Origin of the sequence: Streptomyces sp. NPDC086989 (assembly GCF_044745505.1) — a bacterium.
Taxonomy (GTDB): domain Bacteria; phylum Actinomycetota; class Actinomycetes; order Streptomycetales; family Streptomycetaceae; genus Streptomyces.
Genome location: NZ_JBIVAL010000004.1, coordinates 166,716 through 183,460 on the forward strand (window position 1 = coordinate 166,716; position 16,745 = coordinate 183,460).

Consider the following 16,745-nt stretch of genomic DNA (forward strand, 5'->3'; position numbering starts at 1 on the left):
CGATCAAGACGCCGACAGGTTCACCCATCTGTGGCTTCTGTTCCAGGTTTGCCCTTCCGACCTGACGAGGTCCGAGAGACTCGGTCCACTCTCGCAAGGGGACGCGGGGTCCCTTTGCATGATTTCCACAGAGCCTCCTCGGCCCGGCCGACCGCCACAGGGCCGTAGTCGAGTGATGCCTGCGGGGGGAAAGGCCGAAATGGTCAACAGGAACCGGATGAACAGGGCTGCCGCCGCAATGGCCGTGGCTGCGCTGATGTCCGTGGCAATGCCCGCCGCGACCGCCCAGGCGGCCGTGACACCGCGCATCGACCTGAAGGTGCTCGTCGTCGACGACGGCGGCAGCTCGGTCGAGGCGATCACCGCCCAGCTCCGGGACACCGGGGTGCCCTACACCCGGGTCGACCTGGGCGGCTCCGGCCGCCCGGTGATCAACGCCGGGTTCCTCGCCGACACGGTCGACGGCCGTCCGCGCGCCAAGTACCAGGGCGTCGTGCTGCCGAACGAGAACCCGTTCGGCGAGGGGTCGGCCGAGATGGCCGCGCTCAGCGCGTACGAGACGACCTACGGCATCCGCCAGGTCGACGCCTACACCTGGGCCCACCCGGGCGTGGGCCTCGAATACACCGACAACGGCGGCTACAGCGGGCAGCTCGACGGCACGCAGGCCGCCGTCACCACCGCCGGAAAGGCCGGCCCGTTCAACTACCTGGCCGGCCAGGTCACCTTCGAGGACAACTCCGCCCTGGTTCCCGAGAGCTACGGGTTCATGGGCAAGCCGCGGGCCGGCTACACCAGCTACCTCGACGCGCCCGTCTCCGGCGGACGGGCCTCGCTCGTCGGCGAGTACGCGCACGACGGCCGCAGCGAACTGGTCGTCACCTTCGGCTACAACCAGTACCAGCAGCAGTTCCGGCTGCTCGCCCGCGGCATCGTCGACTGGCTCACCCAGGGGGTCCACCTCGGCCAGGAGCGCCAGTACTTCGCCGTCCACGTCGACGACGTCTTCGCCCCCGACGCCCGGTGGAGCAAGGACCTCAACTGCACGCCGGGCGACTACGCCTGTGCGGGCGGCGAGGGCAAGGAGAGCACCATCCGCATGACGGCCGCCGACGCCCAGTACGCGGCGCAGTGGCAGACGAGCAAGAACTTCAAACTCGACCTTCTCTTCAACGCCGGCGCCGGCGAGGAGTGGAAGGCCGAGAACGGCGGCACCGACGCGCTCACCGCACAGCTCATCGCGGACCGGGCCAAATACCGCTGGATGAACCACACCTACACCCACCCCTTCCTCGGCTGCGTCCAGGACACCACCACCGTCCCGTGGACCTGCACCAAGAACGCCCAGGGCGCCGTCAACTGGATGAGCCGGGCCGAGATCTCCGCCCAGATCCGCGACAACAACAACTGGGCCGCCGCGAAGGGCATCACCACCGACCGCACCGAGCTCGTCACCGGCGAGCACTCCGGCCTCAAGACCCTCCCGGAGCAGCCCGTCGACAACCCGAACCTGGCGGGCGCCCTCGCCGACAACGGGGTCAAGTGGGCCGGCAGCGACAACTCGCGCGAGCCCGCCCAGCGCGCCGTCGGCGCCGCCCTGACCGTCCCCCGCTACCCGATGAACGTGTACTACAACACGGGCACCTACGCGGAGATGGCCGACGAGTACAACTGGATCTACACGAGCCGCGCCCAGGGCGGCAGCGGCACCTGCGAGGACAACCCGGCGACCTCCACCTGTCTGCCGGCCCCGCTCAGCACCGCCACCGGCTACCTGGACTACATCGTCCCGGCCGAGGCGCGGACCGCCCTGCGCCACGTCCTGGCGAACGACCCGCGTCCGCACTACGTCCACCAGTCCAACCTCGCCGAGGACCGCACGCTCTACCCGGTGCTCAACCAGGTCCTCGACACCTACCGGGCGCTCTACGCGCCCAGCGCCCCGATCGTGAACCAGAGCATGAAGGACACCGGGGTCGAGCTCAGCCGCCGGGCCGCCTGGGACAAGGCCCTGGCCGCCGGCCAGGTCACCGCCTACCGCATCGGCAAGGACGTCACCGTCAAGGCGCCCTCCGGCATCCTCGCCCCGGTGACCGCGCCGAACGGCACCAGGAAGCAGCTCCTGCTGGGCACCGCCGACTTCGGCACCGCCTACGCCGGCAACCGTTCGGCGTGGACCTCGCCCGAGGCGCTCCAGAGCGCGGTCACGCTCAAGCTGCCCAGCTGACCGCCGCGTCACTCCGACGCCAGTACCACCTCGTACCACCTAGCGCCGGCGCTCCGCACACCCACGGGCGCCGGCCCCTTTTCCGTCCTGGGGGGACACAGCGCATGAGCCATGGGCGTCATGTCACCATGCTCACCGAAGGCACCTACCCGCACGTCCACGGGGGAGTCAGCACCTGGTGCGACCAGCTCGTACGGGGGATGCCGGAGGTCGACTTCAACGTCATAGCCCTGACCGGCTCCGGCCGTGAACCGGTCACCTGGGAGCTGCCCCGCAACGTCTACCGGCACACCGCCGTCCCGCTCTGGGGGGCGACGCCGGGCCGCGGCCGCCGCCCGGCCCTGCGGGGCAAGGCGCACCGCCGGTTCACCGAAGCCTACGAAACCTTACTGCTCTCGCTCCTGGACCCGCCTGCGAACGCCGCCGGGGCCACCCCCGGCCGCGACGGTTTCTCCGAAGCCCTGCGCGAACTCGCCGTCCTGGCCCGGGCCGGCCGCCTCGCCCCGGCCCTGCGCTCCGAGACGGTCCTGCGCCTGCTGATGGACGTGTGGACGCGCCCCGGCTGCTCCACCGCCGCCGCCGAGCCCACCATCCACGACGCGCTCACCGCCACGGACCTGATCGAGCACGCGCTGCGGCCGCTCGCGGTGCGGATCCCGCCCGACAGCGTCGCGCACTCCGTCAGCAGCGGCCTCGCCACCCTCCCGGCCCTCGCCGCCAAGTACCTCGACCAGGTGCCCTTCCTCCTCACCGAGCACGGCATCTACCTGCGCGAGCGCTACCTCGGCTACCGCACCGCGCAGCAGCGCTGGCCGGTCAAGGCCCTGCTGCTCGGCTTCTACCGGGAGCTCAACACCGAGGGCTACCGGCAGGCCGACCTCATCACCCCGTGCAACCAGTACAACCGCCGCTGGGAGGAGCGCGGCGGCGCCGCCCCCGACCGGATCCGTACGGTCTACAACGGCGTCGACCCGTACGCCTTCCCCGAGGCCGGACCCGAACCCGACGTGCCCACCCTCAGCTGGTGCGGGCGCATCGACCCGATCAAGGACCTGGAAACCCTGATCAGGGCCTACGCGTTCATGCGCGAGGAGCTGCCCGCGCTGCGGCTGCGGCTTTTCGGCCCGGTCCCGGCCGGCTGCGAGGAGTACCGGCTCCGCCTGGAGAAGCTCGCCGCCGAACTCGGCGTGACCGACGGGATCTCGTACGAGGGCCGCATCACGGACGTCGCCCGGGCCTACGCGGCGGGCAGCGTCGTCATGCTCTCCAGCATCAGCGAGGGCTTCCCCTTCAGCATCATCGAGGCCATGTCGTGCGGCCGCACCACCGTCTCCACCGACGTCGGCGGGGTGCGCGAGGCCGTCGGCGACGCCGGGCTCGTCGTCCCGCCGCGCGAACCGGAGACCATGGCCCGCGCCACACTCGCCCTGCTCCGCGACGACGAACGCCGCGCCGAGCTGGGCCGGCTCTCCCGCCGGCGGGTCGTCGAGAAGTTCACCCTCCACCAGTCCGTGGACGGCTTCCGCCACATCTACCGGGAACTCGCCGGCCAGCCCGTCCTGCCCGTCCGCGCGGGCGACGAATGGACGCAGCGGCTCGCCGACCCCTGGTACCGCGAACTCGCCGCCGACGGGAGCCTGTGGTGAGCGGATCCCTCTGGCTGCGCGTCCCCGGCGGCGACACCCTGCCCGCCATCCCCCGGCCCCGGCGCACCGGGCCGGGGGACCCCGGCCCCGCCGGCGACCCGCTGGACGAACTCGCCGAACGCCTGGGCCCGTTCATCGCGGCGGCCGTCCACCCCGACGAGATCGCCGCCATCCTCGAATCCGACGGGCTGACCGACGAGCACATCCGGCTGGCCTACGGACGCCACGACTCCTTCGGTCTCGCCGAGGAGCTCTACGCCCGCGTGCCCCGCTCCTTCCCGGAACCGGAGCACGTCCCCGACCCCTGGAAGGTCTCCCTCACCGCCTGCCTGCTGCGCGGGGTGATCTTCGCGCTGCCCGGCCTCGCCTACGTCCTGGGCGCCCCCCTGCTGGAGGGCCCCAAGGACCGCCTGGGCCTGCCCGCCGGAACGCTGACCCTGCTCGCGGGGGCGCTCATCGGCTGGGTGTGGGACCAGACCCTGTCCCACCGCGCCTACTCCTGGCTGGGGTTGGGCGACCGGGCCGCCGCCGGACGGACCCTGCTGGCCGGCGCCCCCGTCGGCGCCCTGCTCGGCACCGCCGCCGCGCTGTCCGTGCCCGGCGGGCCGCCCTTCTCGTACGCGTTCGCCGCCGGCCAGGCCCTGTACGTGGGCGCCGCCACCGTGCTGCTGGTCCTCGGCCGGGAGCGGGTGCTGCTTGCCGCGCTCGCCCCGATGGCCGCGGGGTCCCTCCTCGCGCTGTTCACCGACCCGCCCCTGCCGGTACGGGTGGGCCTGCTGCTGGTGTCCCTGCTGGCCGCCTGCATCCTCGCCGTACGGGAACTGCCGCTGGCCCGGGGCGTACGCGCCGGCGTGCGCCGGATCCGGGGCTGGTCCGGATACGGCCCGGGGGAGGGCCCGGTGCGCTGGCGGATGCTGCGGGGCGCCGAGGAGGAGTACGGCCCGCGCGGACCCCGGATCGGGGACTCCGTGCCCTACGGGGTGTTCGGCCTCGGCACCGGCCTGCTCGTGCTGTACGCCGCCCTCGGGGAGGTGCTCGCCGGGGGACCCGCCGAGGCCGTCGCCGCCCCGTCGGCGGTGGCGCTCACCCTCAGCATGGGGCCCGCCGAATGGCTCCTCCACCGGTTCCGCAGCGGAAGCCTCGCCGGGCTGCGGGCGGCCCGCTCAACCCGCCAGTTCTGGCTGCGGATGCTCGGCACGCTGGGCCGCTGCCTCGCCGCGTACCTGGCGGTGCTGCTGCTCCTCGGGGTCGCCGGCACCCTGCTCTGGCCGGGAGCCCCCGGACTGACCGGGGTGCGGGCCGCGACCCTGCTGCTGCTCGGCGCCGTCATGTGGACCGGGCTGCTGCTCCAGTCCTTCGGGGCGGTCCGGCCGGCCGCGGCCGTCTGCGCCACGGCGGCCGTGGCCCAGAGCCTGGCGCTGCTGCTGGGGCTGGGGCAGCCGCGGCTGGTCCAGCTGGTCGTGGCCGCTGCGGCCGCGGCGGCGCTGGGCACGCTGGTGTGCCTCCTGCTCGGCCGTGCGACGGCCCACCGCTGATCCCGTGACCCCGTACGAGAAGAAGGCCCCCATGCTGCTGGTGCCCCTCTACGAGCATCCCGCCGACCGTCCCGAGGACTGGGAGCGGCTGATCCGCTCGGCCGGACGACTGCACTCCGTGGTCCTCAACCCCGCCAGCGGGCCGGGCGAGGCACCCGACGAACGGTTCGCCGCCGTCGCCCAGCGGCTGCGCGACGCCGGGGTGCCCGTCCTCGGCTACACCGACACCGACTACGGCCGGCGCCCCCACTCCGCCGTGGTGCAGGACCTGTTGCGCCACCGCGACTGGTACGGCGCCGACGGGGCCTTCCTCGACCAGGCCTCCGCCGATCCGGCCCTGCTGTCGCACTACGGGCGGCTCGCCGTGGCCGCTCGGGCCGCGGGCGCCCGTACCCTCGTCCTCAACCACGGGGTCCACCCGCACCCCGACTACGCCGCACTCGCCGACCTGCTGGTCACCTTCGAGGGCCCCTGGGACGCCTACCGGGAGGCGGCGGTGCCGCCCTGGACGGCCGACCACCCCGCCCAGCGGTTCTGCCACCTCGTGTACGCCGTCCCGCCGGGCGCGCCCGCCGCCGAGCTGGCCCTGCGGCGGGGGGCCGCGGTGCACTGCGCGGTCCCCGGGACCGGCGCGCACCCGTGGGGGACCCTCCCCTACGCCCTGGAGGCCGCCGGATGACGCGCACGCCCGGACGCGGCCGTGGCCGCCGCGCCCTGCCGCTGGTCCTGCTGCTCCTGCTGGCCGCCTGCACCACCGAGCGGCCGGACGAGCCGGACGACCTGGCGCCCGCCCCGGCGCCCGCCCCGGCGCCGGGGCAGCGCTGGCAGCCGAAACCGGGGGTCAGCTGGCAGTGGCAGCTCACCGGGAGGCTCGACACCTCCGTGAAGGCGGCGGTGTACGACGTCGACGGGTTCAACACCACCAAGGAGCAGGTAGCCGGGCTGAGGCAGGCCGGCCGGCGGACCGTCTGCTACCTGTCCACCGGAGCCTGGGAGGAGTTCCGCCCCGACGCCGGCGCCTTCCCGAAGGCGCTGCTCGGCAAGGGCAACGGCTGGGAGGGCGAACGCTGGCTGGACGTCCGGGGGTTGACCGAACTGGAGCCGCTGATGGCGAAACGGTTCGACATGTGCCGCGACAAGGGCTTCGACGCGGTGGAACCGGACAACATGGACGGCTACCGCAACGAGACCGGCTTCCCGCTCACCGCCGACGACCAGCTCAGGTACAACCGGCTGATCGCGAAGCTGGCGCACGACCGGGGGCTCGCGGTCGGGCTCAAGAACGACCTCGACCAGATCCCGCAGCTGGTGGGGGACTTCGACTTCGCGGTCAACGAGCAGTGTTTCGAGTACGACGAGTGCGAGCGGCTCGCTCCGTTCGTCGCCGCGGGCAAGGCCGTCTTCCACGTGGAGTACGAGGGCCGGATCGGTCAGTGGTGTCCGCGCTCGCAGGAACTGCGGTTCAGCTCCCTGCAGAAGAAATACGACCTGGACGCCTGGCGGCAGTTCTGCCCGCCCAAGAACGAGAACGAGAACGAGAACGGGAACGGGAACGGGGGCTAGCCGCGGGCGCTAAGCGACGGGGAGGACCGCGTGTACCCGGTAGCCGCCGCCGAACCGGGGCCCCGCGAAGCAGGAGCCGCCCAGCGCCGTGGCCCGCTCCCGCATGCCGAGCAGCCCGTGGCCGCCACCCGCGCCGTCGTCCTCGGGGGCCCCGGCGGCGCCGCCGTCGTCCAGCACCGTCACCTCCACCGACGTGCCGAACCGGACCACGCTGACCTCGGCCCGGACCTCGGGCCCCGCGTGCTTGCGGACATTGGTCAGGGCCTCCTGGATCACCCGGTACGCCGCCAGGTCCACGGCCGCCGGCAGCGGGTCCCGGTCACGGCCCAGCTCGACCATCACCTTCACCGGCAGCCCTGCGTGCCGGAAGGTGTCCACCAGCTCGTCCAGGACGGCCAGCCCCGGGGCCGGCTCGGTCGGCGCCTCCGGATCGCCGGACTGCCGCAGCAGCCCGACCGTCGCCCGCAGCTCGTTCAGCGCCGAGCGGCTCGCGTCCCGTACGTGGGCCAGGGCCTCCTTGGCCTGGTCGGGCCGCTTGTCCATGACGTGCGCGGCCACTCCCGCCTGGACGTTGACCAGGGCGATGTGGTGGGCCACCACGTCGTGCAGGTCCCGGGCGATCCGCAGCCGCTCCTCGGCGACCCGCCGCCGGGCCTCCTCCTCGCGGGTCCGCTCGGCCCGTTCGGCCCGCTCCCGTATGGCGTCGACGAACGCCCGCCGGCTGCGCACCGCGTCACCGGCGGCCGCGGCCATCCCGGTCCAGGCGAAGATGCCGATGTTCTCCTGCGCGTACCAGGGCAGCGGGCCGGCCAGCATGGCCACGCCGGTCAGTCCCGCCATCGTCAGCAGGGCGATCCGCCACGTGGTGGGCCGGTCCGTGCGGGAGGCCAGCGTGTACAGGGCGATCACCGTGGACATGGCGACGGGGGCCCGCGGCTCGCCGGTGGCCAGCTCCAGCAGGCACAGCCCGATGGTCACGGCGAGCACCGTGCGGGTGCGCCGCCGCCGGAACACCAGCGCGGCCGCGCCCAGCACCATCAGCAGCAGCGAGAACGGCTCTGGGGTCCGGGTCCCGAAGGTGGGCCCGTGCGGGCCGTGCGGATCCGCGAAGGAGCCGACGACCATGGAGACGAGCGCCCCGAGCGCGAGGACGGCATCGGTGGCGAGCGGGTGGGCCCGCATCCAGTGCCGGGTGGGGGCGAACGGCCCGAGGTCTGTCGTCACCCCGATACGGTACGGCCTGCCTCCGGACGGCAGGGCGGGCCCGTCAGGACCCGGGCCGCTGCGGCGGCAGCGGGGCCGCCGGGGGCGGGCGCCGGCCGAGGGGGGCGCGGGAACGTTCCGGCCCCCACTTCGCGCGGACCACGCACACCGCCATGACGGCGGCGATGGCCGCCAGGTGCTCCTTGCCCGCCAGGTTGTCCTTGACCAGCACCTCGCCGATCATCACTGCGATGACGACGGCGCCGGTCAGGTACGCCCGGTACCGCCAGCACACGTAGATCGCGAGGCCGACCACCGCCGCCGACGGGCCGGTGTCGTTGACGACCCGGTCGGACAGCGGCAGGCCGAAGGGGTGGTCCGGGCCCAGCGAGAGCCCGACCCGCGCGTACGTGGTCCCGGCGAGGGTGGCGACGTAGCCGATGACCAGCGTGCGCCACCAGCCGATGCAGATCTCCGAGATCCCGAAGACCAGCAGGATCTGGGCGAGCGCCCCCCACACGGGCAGGTCGAGGGCGGGGACGAACAGGGACAGCGGGGTGCGCAGCAGGGCCAGCCACAGCGGATCGACGGCCTTGACCGATCCGAGGTTCTGGACCGGCTGGAACCCCCAGGACGTGTTCTGGACGATCTGGAAGACCGAGGTCAGGCAGACGGCCCCCAGGGTCATCGGGGCCGCCCGCCACTTGTCGCGGACCAGGGCGTCCCGGACGGTCCAGAACAGGGGCCCCCACTCGCGGCGGGCGAACCGCCGCAGGGGGGTGGTCGTCCAAGCCGTCAACGATTGGTCTCCAGATGTTTGCGGTTCAGCCACTTCGGCAGCCCGGGTGCCTCCAGGAAGCCCTCGGCCCGGCCCGCCGCGATACCGATCCGCAGGAGGTCGGAGCTCTTCTCGAAGAGCATGAACCGCGGCTCCCAGATCGGCCGGTATTTGGCGTTGGCCCGGTAGAGGGACTCGATCTGCCACCAGCGGGAGAAGAAGCTCAGCAGCGAGCGCCACATGCGCAGCACCGGACCCGCGCCGAGCTTGGACCCCCGCTCGAAGACGGAACGGAACATCGCGAAGTTCAGCGAGACCTGTGTGACGCCGATCTCCTTGGAGCGTTCCAGGAGTTCGATGACCATGAACTCCATCAGACCGTTCTCGGAATCGCGGTCGCGGCGCATCAGGTCCAGCGACAGGCCCTTGGGGCCCCACGGGACGAAGGACAGCACGGCGCGCAGGTCACCGTTGCCGTCGGTGCACTCCAGCATCACGCACTGGCCGTCGCCGGGGTCGCCCAGTCGGCCCAGCGCCATGGAGAAGCCGCGCTCGGTCGCCCCGTCGCGCCAGTCGTCGGCGCGGGTGAGGAGCACGTCCATCTCGTCGGAGGGGATGTCGGCGTGGCGGCGGATGCGCACCGTGTACCCGGCGCGCTTGACGCGGTTGTAGGCCTGCCGGACGGTCCGCATGGCGCGGCCCTCCAGCGTGAACTCGTCGGTCTCGACGATGGCTTCGTCGCCCAGCTCCAGTGCGTCCAGTCCGTGCCGCGCGTAGATCTGGCCGGCTTCCTCGCTGGCGCCCATCACGGCCGGCACCCAGCCGTGCTCGCGGGCCTCGGCCAGCCACGGCTCGATGGCGCCGGGCCAGGCCTCGGGGTCGCCGATCGGGTCGCCGGAGGCCAGCGAGACACCGCCGACGACGCGGTACGTGACGGCCGCCTTGCCGGTCGGGGACCAGATGACGGACTTCTCGCGGCGCAGCGCGAAGTAGCCGAGGGAGTCGCGGTCGCCCTGCCGGGCGAGCAGCGCGCGCAGCCTCTCCTCGTCCTCCGCGGTGAGCGGGTCGACGGCGCGGCGCGAGCGGAAGGCGGCGAGCAGCACGGCGATCAGGAGCAGCGTCGACATGACGTTGATCACGATGTCGACCCAGCCCGGCGTGGTGATCGACGCGTAGTCGCGGGCGTTGGGCTCCAGGGTGATCAGCCGCATCACGCCGTACCGCCAGCGGGCCAGGAACGTGGCGTCGGCGGCGTCCGGGTCGGTGTTGGCGGCGCCGACGATCAGCGCGGCGAGGAGCGAGGTGACCAGCAGGCCGACGGCGCCGACGGCGGTGGCCAGCTTGGGGTTGGAGCGGTCGCCCTTGGCGTAGAACTCGCGGCGGCCCAGCAGCAGGGCGCCGACGAAGCCCGCGGTCAGCGCGAGGGAGACCCAGTTCTGGGTGTGGTCCCGGAACTCCGGGTAGCAGAGGTTGAAGTCACCGCTGGTGCACGGGGCGAAGGCGGCGGTGGCGAAGGCCAGCAGCAGCATGCCGCTGAGCACGAGGTTCAGGATCCACGCGGCGCGCTTGCGGCGGCCCATGGTGACGGCGAGCAACAGCGAGAACAGACCGGACGCGAAGCCGGCCGTGAGCAGGTACGGGGTGTAGAAATCGGCGGTGTTGTGCCGCCGCAGGTCCTGCCCGAGCGAAAGCCACACCGCGCTCAGGAAGTTGACGAAGGTGACGGCACGCAGGTACCAGACCGCGAACGCGGCGCTGCGCCGTGACCGGGCGGACCCCCGGCCGGTCTCCCGGCCGCCCCCTTCGTCCTTCTTGTCGTCTTTCCTGTCGTCTTTCCTGCTGTTCGTGTCCTTGCCGGATCCCCGGGCCGCCTTGGCGGCCTGTGCCTGTGCTGCCTGTGCGGCGGTCCGGTCGGTGTCTGCGCTGGTCAAGCGGGCCTCTCCCATGAAACGCGATGATATGGGGCGTCGCCGTCCATGGGTGGCCCGGTCCGGGGCACTGCGGCCGCTCCCGAGCCACGGCACCCCGGAGCGGACGCCTAAGGCCGTCCCGTAATCCCCGCCTTGCGGTGCACCGCGTCTGACGCCGCGCGCCGACCCACCGCGGATTACGGGACAGCCTTCAGGGGGTCTCCCCCTGGTCCTTCGGCTCCTGTGCCCGCTCCGGGAGTTCCGCCGCGAGTGCGGCGGCCGCCTGGACCAGGGGGAGAGCCAGCAATGCCCCGGTTCCTTCTCCCACAGTGACGCCGTGGTCGAGGACCGGGTTGAGTGCCATCCGGTCCAGTGCCTTCGCCTGGCCCGGTTCGCCGCTGGCCTGCCCGGCCAGCCACCAGTCGGGGGCCCGGAACGCGGCGCGCTGGGCCACCAGTCCGCAGGCCGCCGAGACGACGCCGTCGAGGATGACCGGCGTACGGCGGACAGCGCACTGGAGCAGGAAGCCGGTGATCGCGGCCACATCGGCGCCGCCTACCGCGGCGAGCAGGGCCACCTGGTCGCCGAGGACCGGGCGGGCCCGGCGCAACGCGTCGCGGATCGCCGCGCACTTGCGCATCCAGGTCAGGTCGTCGATGGGCCGCCCGCCGCGCCCGGTGACCACGGAGGCATCGGTTCCGCACAGGGCGGCGACGAGCGTCGCCGCGACCGTGGTTCCACCGACGCTCAAGTCCCCCAGCACCACGAGGTCGGTGCCCGAGTCGGCCTCCTCGTCGGCGATCCGCATGCCGAGCCGCAGGGCCGCGTCGGCTTCCTCGCGGGTGAGCGCGTCCTCGACGTCGATCCGCCCGCTGCCGCGCCGCACTCGGTGGCGCACCACGTCCTCGGGCAGCAGGGAGGGCTCGCAGTCCAGGCCGGCGTCGACGATCCGCACGCCGGCGCCGAGGCGCGCCGCGAGGATCGACACGGGGGAGCTCCCGTCGAGGACGGCGCGCACCAGCTCGTGCGCGCTGCCGGCGGCGCGGGCGGACACCCCCTCGGCGGCGATCCCGTGGTCCGCGGCGAACAGCACGACGCGCGGCCGCTCGACCGGCCGGACGGGCACCCGCCCCTGTGCGGCTGCGAGCCACTCGGCGAGCTCGTCGAGCCGCCCCAGCGCCCCGGCCGGCACGGCCAGCCGCTCACGGCGTTCCTCGGCGTCACGCCGGACGCCCCCGTCGGGGCGCTCGATCAGATCGGAGAAGTCGTCGAGATTCAGCGTGGTCATCTGCCAGAGCGTACAGCGGGTAAGGCCCTCCCCAAGCCCCGTCCGGGGTCCCCGCCGGCCGGGCCGCGGGTCAGTCCTTCAGGACCACCGCCTGCCCGGCCACGACCAGCAGGACGTGCTCGCACTCGGCGGCCACCAGGTTGTTCAGGCGCCCGAGTTCGTCACGGAACCGCCGGCCCGACGCCGTCGCCGGAACGACCCCCGAGCCCACCTCGTTGCTGACGGCCACCACCGTGCGGCGGGTCGCCCGCACGGCCGCCACCAGCTCGGCCACCCGCCCCCGGAGCTCCCTCTGCCCCTGCCCTGCCCAGACGGCGTCGTCCCAGGCCCCCGCCCGGTCCATCGCGTCCGTCAGCCACAGCGCGAGGCAGTCGATCAGCAGCGGCGGGCCGCCCTCCACCAGCAGCGGCACCAGCTCGCAGGTCTCCACCGTCCGCCAGCTCCCCGGCCGGCGATCCCGGTGCAGGCCGATCCGCGCCGCCCACTCGGCGTCGCCGTCGCGCGAGCCGCCGGTGGCCACGTAGACCACCTCCGGGAACCCCGCCAGCCGCCGCTCCGCCTCGAAGGACTTCCCGGAGCGGGCCCCGCCGAGCACCAGCGTCCGGCGCGGCAGGTCCGGCACCGCGTGGTACTCGCCGACCGTCAGCGTCGCCCCGTCCGGCACCACCCGGGCTCCGGCCGCCGCGCACCGGCGCTCCAGCTCCCGGCCCGGCGGGGTGCCGTGGTCCAGGTGCACGGAGATCACGTCCGTGGTCGGCCCGGCGGCGCCGCTCGCCCGCAGCCGCACCAGCGCCTCCGGCCGGCCCAGTACGTCCGCGAGGACCATGTCGTACGGGCGCTGCACCTCGCCGTTGTCCGTCCCGGCCGGTGCCCCGCCGGGCGGGAGGTACAGCAGCCGCGTCCCGTCGGGCCCGGTCACCTCGTACCCGGTGCCCGGCGCGTCCATCGGCACCGCCCGCACCCGGTGCCCGCTGATCACCGCGAGCTCCCGCCCGTCCGGCACCCGGCCGGCGGCCGGCAGCCCGGGCGGCAGCTCGACCGGCGGGCCGTCGTGCGGATGGGTGAGCAGGACCTGGCGCACGCCGGCCAGCGAATGGCCCGCACGGGCGCCGGCGAGCACCGCCCCGGGGGTCAGGTCGAGCAGCAGCGCACCGTCGACGAGCAGGGAGGTGGCGGCGCGCGCCCGGGGGCCGACGGAGACCGCGCAGACCGCGCAGGAACAGCCGGGGCGGGGCAGTCCTTCGGGTGTGCCGGTGCCGAGCAGAGTGAGTTCCACAGGAAGATCCTCCCGCGTCCCCGAGACTGCTGCGCGCCCGGCTACTCTGCGGGCAGACTCTAGGCGAGATGCGGACGAGCAACGGAGGCGGACATGGCGTGGACGTGGCGGTTCGAGACGGCCGACGGCAGCGAGACGAGCCCGTCGGTGCAGCCGGAGGAGTTCACGACGCAGGGCGACGCGGAATCCTGGATCGGTGAGTACTGGAAGGAGCTGCTGGAGGGCGGCACCGAGAAGGTGAAGCTGTCCGACGACAACGGCACCGAGCTGTACGCGATGAGCCTGCGCGAGGCGCTGGACGCCTGAGCGGCGCCCGCCGACGCATGCACGGAGCCCGGGCCCCCAGGGGGCCCGGGCTCCGTCGTTCCCGGGTGTGGGCTCGTGTGCGCCCGTGTGCGCGCCCGTCAGTGCGCCGGGGTCAGCCGCGGACGCCGCACAGGTGCAGCAGTGCGGCGACCCCGCGGTACGGATCGGTCCGCCCGGCGCGGTCCTCGGCGGCCAGCAGCCGCTCCAGCTCCTCGTCGGGGGGCAGCGTCGCGCCGGCCTCGGTCCCGTCGGTGAAGACGCGCACGCCGTACCAGGCCTGCAGCGGAGCGCCGATCCCGGAGAGCGTGGCCGTGAGCCCGGACAGCCGGTCGGCCCGTACGTCCAGGCCCAGCCGGTTCGTGTAGTCGACGGTGTCGAAGGCGGCCAGCGCACCCGCCCAGTCGGCGTCCAGGCCGGGCCGCATCGCGAGGGCGTCGCCGTTGCGGACCAGCAGGGACAGCAGGCCGCCGGGCGCGAGCATCCGGGCCAGCCCGGCCAGCATCGCGTCGGGCTCGGGCACGTACATCAGGACGCCGTGGCAGAGCACCACGTCGAAACTGCCGGGCGTGAAGTGCGCGCCGGTCTCCCGGCCGTCGCCCTCCAGGAGCTCGACCCGGTCCTGGATCCCGGCGGGCTCGGCCGCCAGCGCCGCATGGGCGACGGCGAGCATGGCCGGGTCCTGCTCCAGGCCGGTGACCTTGTGCCCGGCACGGGCCAGACGCAGCGCCTGGGTGCCCTGGCCCATGCCGACGTCGAGGACGCGCAGCCGCTGCCCGACCGGGAAGCGCTGCGCGATCTGTTCGTCGACCTGTCGGCCCACGAGTTCCTGGCGGACGGCGTTGCGCAGTCCGCCCAGTCCCTCGAGCCACAGCCTGGCGCCCCCCGCGAAGCCGTCCCCCGACGCTCCGGGCTTCCCTCCGCTCAGGGCCGTTCCCCGCGCTTGACCTGCGGCTTCGGCAGACGCAGCCGGCGCATCTGGAGGGTGCGCATCAGGCCGTACGCGACGGCGCCGCGGCGCGGCTCGTCGGGGAAGCGCTGGGCGAGGGCCTTGCGCAGGCGGAAGCCCAGGCCGATGGAGTCGAGGATGATCAGGGCGATCACCGCGAGCCACAGCAGCAGGGCGATGTTCTGGATCGACGGGACCCGCACCATGCTCAGCACGAGGATGATCACCGCGAGCGGCAGGAACATCTCGGCGACGGAGAAGCGGGAGTCCACGAAGTCGCGGACGAACTTGCGCACGGGGCCCTTGTCGCGGGCCGGCAGGTAGCGCTGGTCGCCGTTGGCGAGGGCCTCGCGCTGCCTGGCCATCTCTTCGCGACGGCGCTCGCGGGCGCGCTTTGCATCCTCCTTGCGATTGCCGGTCGAGGCCACGACGGCCTTGCGCTGCGACTGGGCCACAGCACGCTTCGGCGTCGGGCGGCCCTTCGGGGCCTGCGGGTGACGGGGCTGCGAGAGGTCGGCGCTCACCTTGTCGGTGGCGGCGGTCTTCTCTTCCTTGGAGGAACGGCTACCAAACACAAAACCCAAGCCTACGTGGTCACGGCCGGGTACCCCACTTTCCCGGGGAACGATCCGGCAACGGCGGGCGTCTTCCCTGTGCAGGGTTCGCACTGCGGGCGGCCCCTCGTCCCGGACCCCCGGCACCGTCGGGGAAGCACCTACTCCCTACGCCTGACAAGGGCGGGGGTGGAGTCGTCCTGGAGGAGGAGCACATCCGTACACGAACAGTGCGGTAATGGAGACAGGGCCCGTACTGTGGGTTCTGATGGCGGTCGGCCCGGGGGACCGGGATGATCGCCATGGCTGGTGACCTGGAGCGAAGTCCGTCAGAAGGGGGCGCGCGAAGCCCATGAGCGGTGTCATGAAGCGTATGGGGATGATCTTCCGCGCGAAGGCGAACAAGGCCCTGGACCGGGCCGAGGACCCGCGCGAGACCCTCGACTACTCGTACCAGAAGCAGCTGGAGCTGCTTCAGAAGGTGCGTCGCGGCGTTGCCGACGTGGCGACCTCCCGCAAGCGCCTGGAGCTGCAGCTGAACCAGCTCCAGGGCCAGTCCGCCAAGCTGGAGGACCAGGGCCGCAAGGCCCTCGCCCTGGGCCGCGAGGACCTGGCCCGCGAGGCGCTGTCCCGCCGCGCCTCGCTGCAGCAGCAGGTCAGCGACCTGGAGGTGCAGCACCAGACCCTCCAGGGCGAGGAGGAGAAGCTGACCCTCGCCGCGCAGCGCCTGCAGGCCAAGGTGGACGCCTTCCGCACGAAGAAGGAGACCATCAAGGCCACGTACACGGCGGCGCAGGCCCAGACCCGCATCGCGGAGTCCTTCTCCGGCATCTCCGAGGAGATGAGCGACGTCGGCCTGGCCATCCAGCGGGCCGAGGACAAGACCGCCCAGCTCCAGGCCCGGGCCGGCGCGATCGACGAGCTGCTGGCCTCTGGCGCCCTCGACGACCAGAGCGGTCTGGGCTCCAAGGACGACATCCAGGCCGAGCTCGACCGCCTCTCCGGCGGTACGGACGTGGAGCTGGAGCTCCAGCGGATGAAGGCCGAGCTGGCGGGCGGCCCGTCGGCGCAGCAGCAGGCCATCGAGGGCGGCGCGCCGGGCAGCGCCCAGCCGTCGCAGACCCAGCACCGCTTCGACAAGCAGTAGGACGGGGTCCGTCATGATTGTCCGCATCATGGGGGAAGGCCAGCTGACGGTGGCCGACGGTCACTTCGCCGAGCTCAACACGCTGGACGACGATCTCCTCGCGGAGATGGAGTCCGGTGACGAGGAGGGCTTCCGCCGGACGCTGGGCGCGCTGCTCGACGCCGTACGGCGGCTCGGCGAGCCCCTGCCGGACGACGCCCTGGAGCCCTCCGAGCTGATCCTCCCCGCGGGCGACGCCTCGCTCGACGAGGTCAGGGAGATGCTCAGCGACGACGGCCTGATCCCGGGCTGAGTCCCGGCGGCAGGACCCGGACGCGACGGCGCCCGGCCGGTCCCCTCCGCGGGGGCGGGCCGGGCGCCGTCGCG

Annotated in this window: 15 protein-coding genes; 8 read left to right on the forward strand and 7 right to left on the reverse strand. The window is 73.3% G+C overall.

Annotated elements, in window-relative coordinates; genetic code table 11:
• Positions 1–217: 217 nt before the first annotated feature.
• From ACIPK4_RS10435 to ACIPK4_RS10455, 5 genes are all read left to right on the forward strand, one after another.
• Positions 218–2,227, forward strand: a complete 2,010-nt coding sequence (locus ACIPK4_RS10435; RefSeq protein ID WP_402310925.1) for a hypothetical protein — start codon at positions 218–220, stop codon at positions 2,225–2,227.
• Between the two features lie 104 nt (positions 2,228–2,331).
• A complete protein-coding gene (pelF, locus tag ACIPK4_RS10440; protein WP_402310928.1) occupies positions 2,332–3,873 on the forward strand; it encodes a GT4 family glycosyltransferase PelF in 1,542 nt (513 codons plus the stop codon).
• Positions 3,870–5,408, forward strand: coding sequence for a hypothetical protein (locus ACIPK4_RS10445; protein WP_402310930.1), 1,539 nt, complete (start codon positions 3,870–3,872; stop codon positions 5,406–5,408). Before pelF ends, ACIPK4_RS10445 begins: the two co-directional genes overlap by 4 nt.
• Positions 5,409–5,439: 31 nt before the next feature.
• A complete protein-coding gene (locus ACIPK4_RS10450; protein ID WP_402311771.1) occupies positions 5,440–6,087 on the forward strand; it encodes a spherulation-specific family 4 protein in 648 nt (215 codons plus the stop codon).
• Entirely contained in the window at positions 6,084–6,971 is an 888-nt protein-coding gene (locus ACIPK4_RS10455) for an endo alpha-1,4 polygalactosaminidase (protein WP_402310933.1), read from the forward strand. The genes ACIPK4_RS10450 and ACIPK4_RS10455 overlap by 4 nt, the downstream gene beginning before the upstream one ends.
• Before the next feature lie 9 nt (positions 6,972–6,980).
• Here ACIPK4_RS10455 and ACIPK4_RS10460 read toward each other — a convergent pair whose 3' ends face one another.
• The 5 genes from ACIPK4_RS10460 to ACIPK4_RS10480 all read right to left on the reverse strand — a co-directional run bounded on the left by ACIPK4_RS10460 (position 6,981) and on the right by ACIPK4_RS10480 (position 13,426).
• Positions 6,981–8,153: a sensor histidine kinase gene (locus ACIPK4_RS10460; RefSeq protein ID WP_402311773.1), complete on the reverse strand. Its 1,173-nt coding sequence runs from the start codon at positions 8,151–8,153 to the stop codon at positions 6,981–6,983.
• Positions 8,154–8,238: 85 nt separating this feature from the next.
• Complete coding sequence (locus ACIPK4_RS10465) at positions 8,239–8,973, reverse strand: hypothetical protein (RefSeq protein ID WP_402310935.1); 735 nt, start codon at positions 8,971–8,973, stop codon at positions 8,239–8,241.
• On the reverse strand, positions 8,970–10,898 hold the full coding sequence (locus tag ACIPK4_RS10470) for a phosphatidylglycerol lysyltransferase domain-containing protein (RefSeq protein ID WP_402310937.1): 1,929 nt from the start codon (positions 10,896–10,898) through the stop codon (positions 8,970–8,972). Before ACIPK4_RS10470 ends, ACIPK4_RS10465 begins: the two co-directional genes overlap by 4 nt.
• A 175-nt stretch (positions 10,899–11,073) precedes the next feature.
• Positions 11,074–12,150, reverse strand: a complete 1,077-nt coding sequence (gene cobT, locus ACIPK4_RS10475) for a nicotinate-nucleotide--dimethylbenzimidazole phosphoribosyltransferase (RefSeq protein WP_402310940.1) — start codon at positions 12,148–12,150, stop codon at positions 11,074–11,076.
• A gap of 70 nt (positions 12,151–12,220) precedes the next feature.
• Positions 12,221–13,426: a bifunctional adenosylcobinamide kinase/adenosylcobinamide-phosphate guanylyltransferase gene (locus ACIPK4_RS10480; RefSeq protein WP_402310943.1), complete on the reverse strand. Its 1,206-nt coding sequence runs from the start codon at positions 13,424–13,426 to the stop codon at positions 12,221–12,223.
• 93 nt (positions 13,427–13,519) lie between these two features.
• Here ACIPK4_RS10480 and ACIPK4_RS10485 point away from each other — a divergent pair, with 93 nt between their 5' ends.
• A complete protein-coding gene (locus tag ACIPK4_RS10485; protein ID WP_054225633.1) occupies positions 13,520–13,732 on the forward strand; it encodes a hypothetical protein in 213 nt (70 codons plus the stop codon).
• A gap of 112 nt (positions 13,733–13,844) precedes the next feature.
• Here ACIPK4_RS10485 and ACIPK4_RS10490 read toward each other — a convergent pair whose 3' ends face one another.
• Complete coding sequence (locus tag ACIPK4_RS10490; protein ID WP_054225632.1) at positions 13,845–14,552, reverse strand: bifunctional 2-polyprenyl-6-hydroxyphenol methylase/3-demethylubiquinol 3-O-methyltransferase UbiG; 708 nt, start codon at positions 14,550–14,552, stop codon at positions 13,845–13,847.
• A 101-nt stretch (positions 14,553–14,653) separates the two neighbouring features.
• The gene (locus tag ACIPK4_RS10495; RefSeq protein WP_402310947.1) at positions 14,654–15,262 is read right to left on the reverse strand and encodes a DUF3043 domain-containing protein; all 609 of its coding nucleotides are present in this window, start codon (positions 15,260–15,262) and stop codon (positions 14,654–14,656) included.
• A gap of 322 nt (positions 15,263–15,584) precedes the next feature.
• Between ACIPK4_RS10495 and ACIPK4_RS10500 the strand changes: the two genes are divergently transcribed.
• Positions 15,585–16,379: a PspA/IM30 family protein gene (locus tag ACIPK4_RS10500; protein ID WP_082410863.1), complete on the forward strand. Its 795-nt coding sequence runs from the start codon at positions 15,585–15,587 to the stop codon at positions 16,377–16,379.
• 13 nt (positions 16,380–16,392) lie between these two features.
• Complete coding sequence (locus ACIPK4_RS10505) at positions 16,393–16,671, forward strand: hypothetical protein (protein ID WP_054225629.1); 279 nt, start codon at positions 16,393–16,395, stop codon at positions 16,669–16,671.
• Positions 16,672–16,745 lie beyond the last annotated feature (74 nt).

Coding starts and splice junctions, on each gene's coding strand:
- ACIPK4_RS10485 (WP_054225633.1), top strand. CDS start 13,520: ATGGCGTGGACGTGGCGGTTCGAGACGGCCGACGGCAGCGAGACGAGC.
- cobT (WP_402310940.1), bottom strand. CDS start 12,150: ATGACCACGCTGAATCTCGACGACTTCTCCGATCTGATCGAGCGCCCC.
- ACIPK4_RS10505 (WP_054225629.1), top strand. CDS start 16,393: ATGATTGTCCGCATCATGGGGGAAGGCCAGCTGACGGTGGCCGACGGT.
- ACIPK4_RS10455 (WP_402310933.1), top strand. CDS start 6,084: ATGACGCGCACGCCCGGACGCGGCCGTGGCCGCCGCGCCCTGCCGCTG.
- ACIPK4_RS10470 (WP_402310937.1), bottom strand. CDS start 10,898: ATGGGAGAGGCCCGCTTGACCAGCGCAGACACCGACCGGACCGCCGCA.
- ACIPK4_RS10435 (WP_402310925.1), top strand. CDS start 218: ATGAACAGGGCTGCCGCCGCAATGGCCGTGGCTGCGCTGATGTCCGTG.
- pelF (WP_402310928.1), top strand. CDS start 2,332: ATGAGCCATGGGCGTCATGTCACCATGCTCACCGAAGGCACCTACCCG.
- ACIPK4_RS10500 (WP_082410863.1), top strand. CDS start 15,585: ATGAGCGGTGTCATGAAGCGTATGGGGATGATCTTCCGCGCGAAGGCG.
- ACIPK4_RS10460 (WP_402311773.1), bottom strand. CDS start 8,153: ATGCGGGCCCACCCGCTCGCCACCGATGCCGTCCTCGCGCTCGGGGCG.
- ACIPK4_RS10450 (WP_402311771.1), top strand. CDS start 5,440: ATGCTGCTGGTGCCCCTCTACGAGCATCCCGCCGACCGTCCCGAGGAC.